Annotated in this window: 4 protein-coding genes; 2 read left to right on the top strand and 2 right to left on the bottom strand. The window is 74.9% G+C overall.

What is annotated here, in order from left to right; translation table 11 throughout:
• Positions 1–84: 84 nt before the first annotated feature.
• The gene (locus MN205_RS14210) at positions 85–294 is read right to left on the bottom strand and encodes a hypothetical protein (protein ID WP_242128367.1); all 210 of its coding nucleotides are present in this window, start codon (positions 292–294) and stop codon (positions 85–87) included.
• Between the two features lie 143 nt (positions 295–437).
• Positions 438–2,708, bottom strand: a complete 2,271-nt coding sequence (locus MN205_RS14205; protein WP_242128364.1) for a bifunctional diguanylate cyclase/phosphodiesterase — start codon at positions 2,706–2,708, stop codon at positions 438–440.
• Between the two features lie 408 nt (positions 2,709–3,116).
• Here MN205_RS14205 and MN205_RS14200 point away from each other — a divergent pair, with 408 nt between their 5' ends.
• Complete coding sequence (locus MN205_RS14200; RefSeq protein ID WP_242128362.1) at positions 3,117–5,579, top strand: cell wall-binding repeat-containing protein; 2,463 nt, start codon at positions 3,117–3,119, stop codon at positions 5,577–5,579.
• 254 nt (positions 5,580–5,833) lie between these two features.
• A complete protein-coding gene (locus MN205_RS14195) occupies positions 5,834–7,483 on the top strand; it encodes a cell wall-binding repeat-containing protein (protein ID WP_242128361.1) in 1,650 nt (549 codons plus the stop codon).
• Positions 7,484–7,506: the final 23 nt, after the last annotated feature.

The following is a 7,506-nucleotide window of genomic DNA, read 5'->3' as shown; positions in this document are numbered from 1 at the left end:
CGCGCCGTCACCGCTGCTGCCCGGCTCGCGGTGGTCGCAGCGCGAGCTCCGGACGCCGTCCGCTCCACCACCCGGCTCCCGTCCTCAGTCTCCGGCCGGGGCGCGGGGGGTGCGGTGCAGGCGGTCGTCGATGGCGGCACGCACCTCCGAGGGCGGTCCCTGCTGCGCGTAGCGGTCGGATTCAGCCTCGTAGGCGGCTTCCTGCTCCTCGGTGAGCTGGGCGTCGCCCTCGTCGATCAGTTCCAGCGCCCCGTCGTGGACAGGGGTGGTGAACCGTCGCTGCTCAGCGGACACGGTCGGTGCCCCTCTCGGATGAAGGTGCCGGCGCAGTGCGGTGGGAGACAGGTGGACGGTCAGCAGATCGCCGGGACCACCATCTGTCACCCGGCTTCTGTCGTCCAGTGCGGAGTTGCAGCGGCGTCGCCGGTGCGCCCGCGTCACGCGCTGGGGACGGCGAGCCCCGGCACGGGGTAGGTGCGGGCGAGCTGGGCGGGCACGGCGTCGAGGGGGACGGCCGCGGAGTACAGCCAGCCCTGCCCGAGGGGGGCGTTCATCTCGCGGCAGGCGGCGGCCTGGCGCTCGGTCTCGACACCCTCGACGACGACGGCCATGCCGAGGCGGGTGGCGAGGTCGACGACGCAGGTGACGACGGAGCGCCCGTTGCCGGCCTCCGTGATCGAGCTCGTGAGGGAGCGGTCGATCTTCAGGACGTGCACGGGCAGCCGGTCGAGGTAGCCGAACGCGGAGTAGCCGGTGCCGAAGTCGTCGATGGCGACGGTGCAGCCGAGGCCGGCGAGCTCGGTGACGACGCGCTCGGCGGGGGAGTCGGTGTCGAGGAAGACGGACTCGGTGAGCTCGAGGGTGAGCAGGTGCGGCGGCACGCCGTGGCGGGTGAGGACGTCGCGGACGGTGTCGGCGAAGCCGGGTGCCTGGAGCTGCACGACGGAGACGTTCACGGTGAGCCCGGCCCCGGCGGCGAACGCGCCGGCGCTGTGGGCGCCGCGCACGGCGGTGCGCAGGACGTGCTCGCCGAGGGCGACGACGAGGTTGGACTCCTCGGCGACGGCGATGAACTCGCCGGGGTGGATGCGGCCGAGGACGGGGTCGTCCCAGCGGGCGAGGGCCTCGAACTTCTCCACGCGGCCGGTGCGGAAGGACACGATGGGCTGGTAGTGGACGTCGAGGTCGCCGTCGCGCAGGGCGGCGGTGAGGCGCTCGCGCAGGAGGGTGCGGCGGGCGTGGGCGGCGGCGACGTCGCCGGAGTACACGGACACGTGGCCGCGGCCGGCGAGGCGGGCGTCGCGCAGGGCGACGTCGGCGCGCAGGAGGGCCGTCATGGGATCTCCGGCCCCCTCGCCGCTCTGCTGGCCCGTTCCGCCGCCGGGGTGCCGGGGGGTCGGCCGGGCGGGGCAGGGGGCGATGCCGGCGACGGCGGACACGGGGAAGCGGGCGGCGCCGTCGACCTGTGCGGGGGCTTCGGCGACGGCGTCGACGAGGGCGTGCGCGAGCCGCACGGCGCGCTCGGCGTCGCCGGGGACCAGGACGGCGATCTCGTCGCCGCCGGTTCGGTGGGCGGTGGCGCCCCACGGTGCGGCGGCGCGGTGGACCTCGTGGGCGGCGGCGCGGATGAGGGCGTCGCCGGTGCTGACGCCCAGGACGTCGTTGACGTCGTCGAGGCCGGTGAGCTCGAGCAGCACGAGGCACTGGTCGTGGTCGGGGCCGGTGAGGGCGTGCTGCAGGGCGGCCCGGTTGCCGAGGCCGGTGAGGTCGTCGTGGAGGGCCTGGGAGGTGAGGCGGGCGGTGCTGCGGTCGACGGCGCGGGCGGTGACGACGTGCCGGGCGGTGAAGGTGGCGAGCACCCACAGGTAGAGGGCGAAGAGCACGGGGTCGAGGCGGGGGAAGGCGACGAGGACCGCGATGTCGACGAACAGCACCGGCCCGGGCACGAGGGTGGCGATCTCCATGCGGCGGGCGGCGCGGGCGGCGGCGACGCCGGCGTGCCGGGGCGCGGCGGTCGGGGCGACGAGCGCGGCGGTGCTCCCGGCGACGAGGGCGACGACGATCGCGCCGTGGGCCAGGCCCTGGTGGGGGGTGAGGGCGGCGGTGGCGGTGGCGGCGGTCATGGTCGCGGCGGCGATGCAGGTGAGCCGCATGCGGGCGTGCTCGACGGCGAGGGCGGCGGCCATGCCGACGTGGGCGGACACCAGGAGCAGGCAGGGGACGGTCGTGGGCCAGGGGGTGCCGCCGGGCGGGGTGGTGCGGGAGAGGACCTCCCAGCCGGCGACGGCGAGGGCGCTGCCGAGCATGAGGGCGTCGACGAGCAGCGGCGGGTCGTCGGTTCCGGAGCGGGCGGCGAGGACGTGCTGCACGGCGAGGCCGAGCATCCCGAGCACGGCGGCGGTGAGGGCGAGGCGGGGGAGGCCGGCCGGGCCGACGGTGGCGTGCGGCCACAGGCCGGCGACGGTGACGCCGGCTCCCCAGACGGTGCCCGCGACGCCGTAGGCGAGGGCCTGCAGCCGGCCGAGCGCCCAGCGGACGACGAGGGGCAGCGCGGCGCCGAGGAGGGCGACGAGCCCGACGGCGGTGGTGAGGCGGTCGGCGGCGTCCCAGCGGGCGTGGGCGAGGGGGAGGAGGGCGAGCAGCGGCAGCAGGAGGGCGGCGGCGACCGCGGCGCGGGCGCGCGGGGTCGCGGGGGCTGCGGCTGTCACGGGGTGTGCATCGGCGCCGCGGTGCGCGGCCTTGACGGGGCCGGTGGGGGATCACCCACAGGAGTCACGGGCGTGGGGGTCCCTGCGTGGGTGGTGACCCGGTCCGGTGTGACTAGGCCGTACGGGTCTGGAGGGGTCAGCGGGACGGGTGAGGCGTCCCGTTACCAAACTGTTATCTAGCCTCGTTCAAGGCAAAAGCGCAGGTCACGCCGTGTGTCGGATGCGTTACAGCGGGGTCGAGTCCCACAAGCCCCATAACTCACCGTGTTGCCATCGTGACTCTCGTGTACGTTCGACAGCGTCACCAGGGCACTCCGCTGAGTAGTGGAGGAGCTGGCGGCAGCAGGCTCGCACTGAGCCGGCCCCCGTGGGGGGGAACATCACTTCACAACTGCCTTGGAGGCAATCGTGACCGCAGCAACCTCCCGGTTGCGCCGGCGTGGTATCGGGGCCGGCGTCGCGGCTCTCGTGGGTCTGACCACCGTCGGGTTCTCTTCTTCCGCCGTCGCCGCCGAGGGCTTCGACCCGGCGCGCGTCTTCGGTGACAACCGTTTCGAGACGGCCGCCAACATCGCTCAGGAGACGTTCCCCGAGGGCGTGAGCACCGCCGTCCTCGTCAACGCCTACAGCCCCGCTGACGCCCTGTCGGCCGCGGCGCTCGCCGGCTCGCTGGACGCCGCCGTGCTCCTCACCGACCAGGGCTCCCTGAACGCGGACACCGAGGACGCCCTCGACGTCCTGGGCGTGGACAACGTCGTCGTCGTCGGTGGCACCGCCGCCGTCAGCGCCGAGCAGTACACGGCCCTCGACGCCGCCTACGCGGTGGAGCGCGTGGAAGGCGCCGACCGCGTCGCCACCGCCCTGGACGTGCTCACCGAGCTCGCCGCCGCGCAGGAGGGCCCCACGCAGGCCTTCGTCGTCCGCGCCTACGGCAACCCGGCCGACGCCCTGGCCGCCGGCCCGATCGCCTACGCGAACGACATCCCGATCCTGCCGGTCGCCGGCGCCGTGGACGACGCGTGGATCGAGGCCGTCCAGGCCGCGGGCATCACCACCCTGACCGTCCTCGGTGGCACCGCCGCCGTGCCGGCCTCCGTGGAGACCGCCCTCCGCGACGCCGAGTTCACCGTCAACGAGCGCATCGACGGTGCGACTGGCCAGGAGACCGCCGCCGAGCTGGCGCGCCTCGCCGTGTCCGAGTGGGGCTTCCTGAACACCGGGGTGGGCGTGGCTCGCGGCGACACCACCGACCCGACCAACGCGGCCGACGCGCTCACCAGCTCCCAGTGGCTGGGCACCCAGCAGTTCCCGCTGCTGCTCACCGAGGGCAACGGCGTGCTCGGCGCCCCCGCTGAGACGTACCTCACCGAGAACTCCGGGACCCTCGCCACGGGCGTCGTCTTCGGTGGCACCGCGGCCGTCAGCAACGAGGTCGTCCAGGCCGTCACGGAGGCCGGCGTGGGTGACGTCGAGGCTCCCGCCACTAACCAGACGCTCGCCGTCACCCCGGACACTGCGGTCGCGCTCAGCTTCGGCGAGGTGCGCCAGTACAGCGTCGCCGGGCTCGACGCCGACACCCAGTACCGCGTGACCCTGGTGGACACCGACAACGTCACGGTGGACGCCAACGGCGTGGTCTCCTTCGAGGAGGACGCGGCGACGGGTCTGGCCCTCGCCGGGACCGTCGCGGCCGACCTCACCGTCGTCAACGGTGTCAGCGTGACCGGCGCCCAGAGCGTCGGCGGGATCGCTCCGACCGCTGAGGGTGGCGTGTCGTTCACGGTCACCACCGACGCGGCCGCCATCGAGTCGTTCGTCCCCGTCGTCTACGTGGACGGTGGCGCGAACACCCGCCTGGAGATCGACGACAACGGTGCGCCCAGCGAGGCGTTCGGCGTCGGCGGTGCCGTGCAGACGCTGCCCGACGAGGCGGACGCGGGGGCCACCGGCGGTGCGATCTCCGACGTCGACAAGGAGGCCGGCTACGTCATCGCCGCTGGCGACCTCTACAACCTGGACGCCAACGACCGCTACTACATCGGTGCCGACGCCAGCGCCGGCACTGCGGTCACTCAGGCGACGTTCCTGGCGGAGCTCTCCGAGGGCGACAGCCTGGGCACCGGGACCAGCTACCAGCCCAACGCCGACCTCCCGTCCGACTTCGTGCTCGTCGACGACACGCCGGGGCAGCCGACGGTCAACGCGACCGGTGGCGCCGGTCAGGTCACGCTCGACATCACGCCGGTCACCCCGGCGCTGGCCGACCTCGACAGCGACGACACCGTCGTCGTGTCGCGGGCCACCGTCACCGCGGGCGCCGACACCACCCTCGGCACTGCGGACGACGTGGTCGGGACGTACGCCTCGGTCGCCACGCTGAACGCGGACGACGACGAGGACGCCCTCACGGACGCCGTGCTGGACTACACCGACGCGGTGGAGGCGGGCACCTACTCCTACACCGTCGTCGTGACGGTCGACGGGGAGGCTTCCGCGACCAGCACGGCGGCCACCGCCACCGCCACCGGCGACACCACGGCGGCGACCCTGAGCACCGTCACGGTGAACGACATCGACAACGGTGTCGGCAGCACCTCCGAGCTCATCGTCACCTTCAACGAGGCCGTCGCCTCGGTGGACGCCGCCGCGTTCACCGTCTCGCCTTCCACGCAGGCCGGGCTGGAGATCGCCGTCTCCGGTGCGACGAAGCGGAACGAGAGCGGAACCGTCTGGACCCTCACGCTGGCCCAGCCGCTGGACGACGCCCCGACGAACATCACGTACAACGTGACGGCCGACGCCGCTGCGTTCACCGACGTCGCGGGCAACGACAGCGCCGTCATCACGACCCCGGTGACCTTCTCCTACTGATCCGCGGTTCCGGCCAGTCCGCTGACTGACTGACGGACGAGAGCCCCGATTCCCGCGAGGGAGTCGGGGCTCTCGCACGTTCCGCACCGACTGGCCGGTGAACACCTCGCGGGTGCCCGCCGGGACCGACGCCCCGCACCTCGGTGCTCGAACTCCGCAGAACGACCGGAGAACCGACCCGGCCCGTGCCACTGTGGTGCCGCCGCGTCCCGACGGGGTGCGGCTGCCCCTGTCCCCGCGTCGGACGGACCACCGTGCCCCACCGCACCGCTCCCCGCGCCACCGCCCTCCTGCTCGGCGGCCTCGCCGCCACCACGGCCGTGACCGCCGCCGTCCTCGGCGTGAACCCCACGCAGTCGGCCGCCGCACCGGCCGAGACCCTCACCGCCACCTGCCCGCCCGGTCTGCCCGTCGAGCACCCCGGGTGCGGGCGCACCTACCCCGGCGCTGACGCCGGCAACGGCACCCTAGAACTGCGCGGCGCCGACCGGTGGGCCACCGCCGTCGAGGCCGCCCGCACCGGTTTCCCCGACGCCGACGTCGCCGTCCTCGTCAACGGGGAGGACGCGCACCTCGTCGACGCCCTCACCGCCGCGCCCCTCGCCCGGCGCCTCGCCGCCCCCGTCCTACTCACGGCCCGCGACACGCTTCCCGCGGCCGTCGCCGGGCACCTGCGGACCCAGGGCATCAGCACCGTCCTCGTCGTCGGCGGGAACGCCGCCGTCGCCCCCGTCGTCCTGGCGCAGCTCGCCGCCGCAGGCGTCACGGACGTCGGGCGCGTCCAGGGCGCGGACCGCTACGCCACCTCCCGCGCCGTCGCTGCCCTGCAACCCGGCGCCACCCACGCCTGGGTGGCCTCCGGGGACGACGCCCACCTCGTCGACGCCCTCGCCGCCGGCGGCCCCGCCGCCCGCCTCGCCGAACCCCTCGTCCTCGCCCCCGTCACCGGTGACGCGCAAGCCACCGCCGACCAGTTGCGCGCCGCCGGGATCACCAGCACCACCGTCGTCGGCGGGGCCGCCGCCGTCGGTGACGCCGTCGCCGCCCAGTTCCCCGCCGCCACCCGCGTGCGCGGGGACGACCGGTGGACCACCGCCCACGCGGTCGCCGCCGACGCGGTGGACCGCGGCGTCAGCCGCACCGACGTGCTCGTCACCAGCGGCGAGGCGAACCACCTCGTCGACGCGCTCGCCGCCGCACCCCTCGGCCGCGCCACCCTGCTCACCGGTTCCGGCGGCGCCGGCACCGACCTCGTGCGCGCCTGGCTCGCCGAAGGCAGCGACCGCACCACGTTCGTCGGGGCGGCCGCCGCCGACCTGGTGTGCTGGGACGCCACCACCGCCTGCACCCGCGTCACCTCCACCGACGTCGACGGGGACGGCACCACCGACGACGTCGCCCTCGCCGGCGCGCAGGACGCCGCCACCCGCCAGGTGCGGGTGCGGGTCCGCGGGGACGTCACCACCCTCGACGTCCCCGACGGCGACCACCCGCCCACCGCGAACTGGGTCGGTGCCACCGCCCTCGACGACCGCCCCGGAGCCGAGCTCGTCGTCCTCACCGGCGTCGGCGCCCACGCCGAGCAGAACGCGGTGCTCACCTGGCGCGACGGCGCCCTGCAGGCGACGGTCGGCCCGGACGGCAGCGAGGAGTGGTTCGTCGACGCCTCCTACGCCCTGAACCAGGGCATCACCTGCGAGGAACCCGGCAACATCACGATCCGCTCCACCGACTGGGCCGACACCGGCGGTGACCGGCTCCTCGGCACCGCGGAGAACCACATCGCCCGGGACGGCGCCTGGACGGCCAGCGGCGCCACCTCCGCCGAACTCCTCACCCCCGGGGACGTGCCCGACGCCTACGCCGGGTGGCACTGCCCCGGCCTGCCGCGTTTCGGGAGCTGACCCACGGCCCGCCGGTCCGCCCG

The sequence above is a fragment of the Kineococcus sp. TRM81007 genome (assembly GCF_022669155.1).
GTDB lineage: Bacteria > Actinomycetota > Actinomycetes > Actinomycetales > Kineococcaceae > Kineococcus.
The sequence above is the reverse complement of the archived record's forward strand: the minus strand, read 5'-3'. Positions and strand labels throughout refer to the sequence as shown.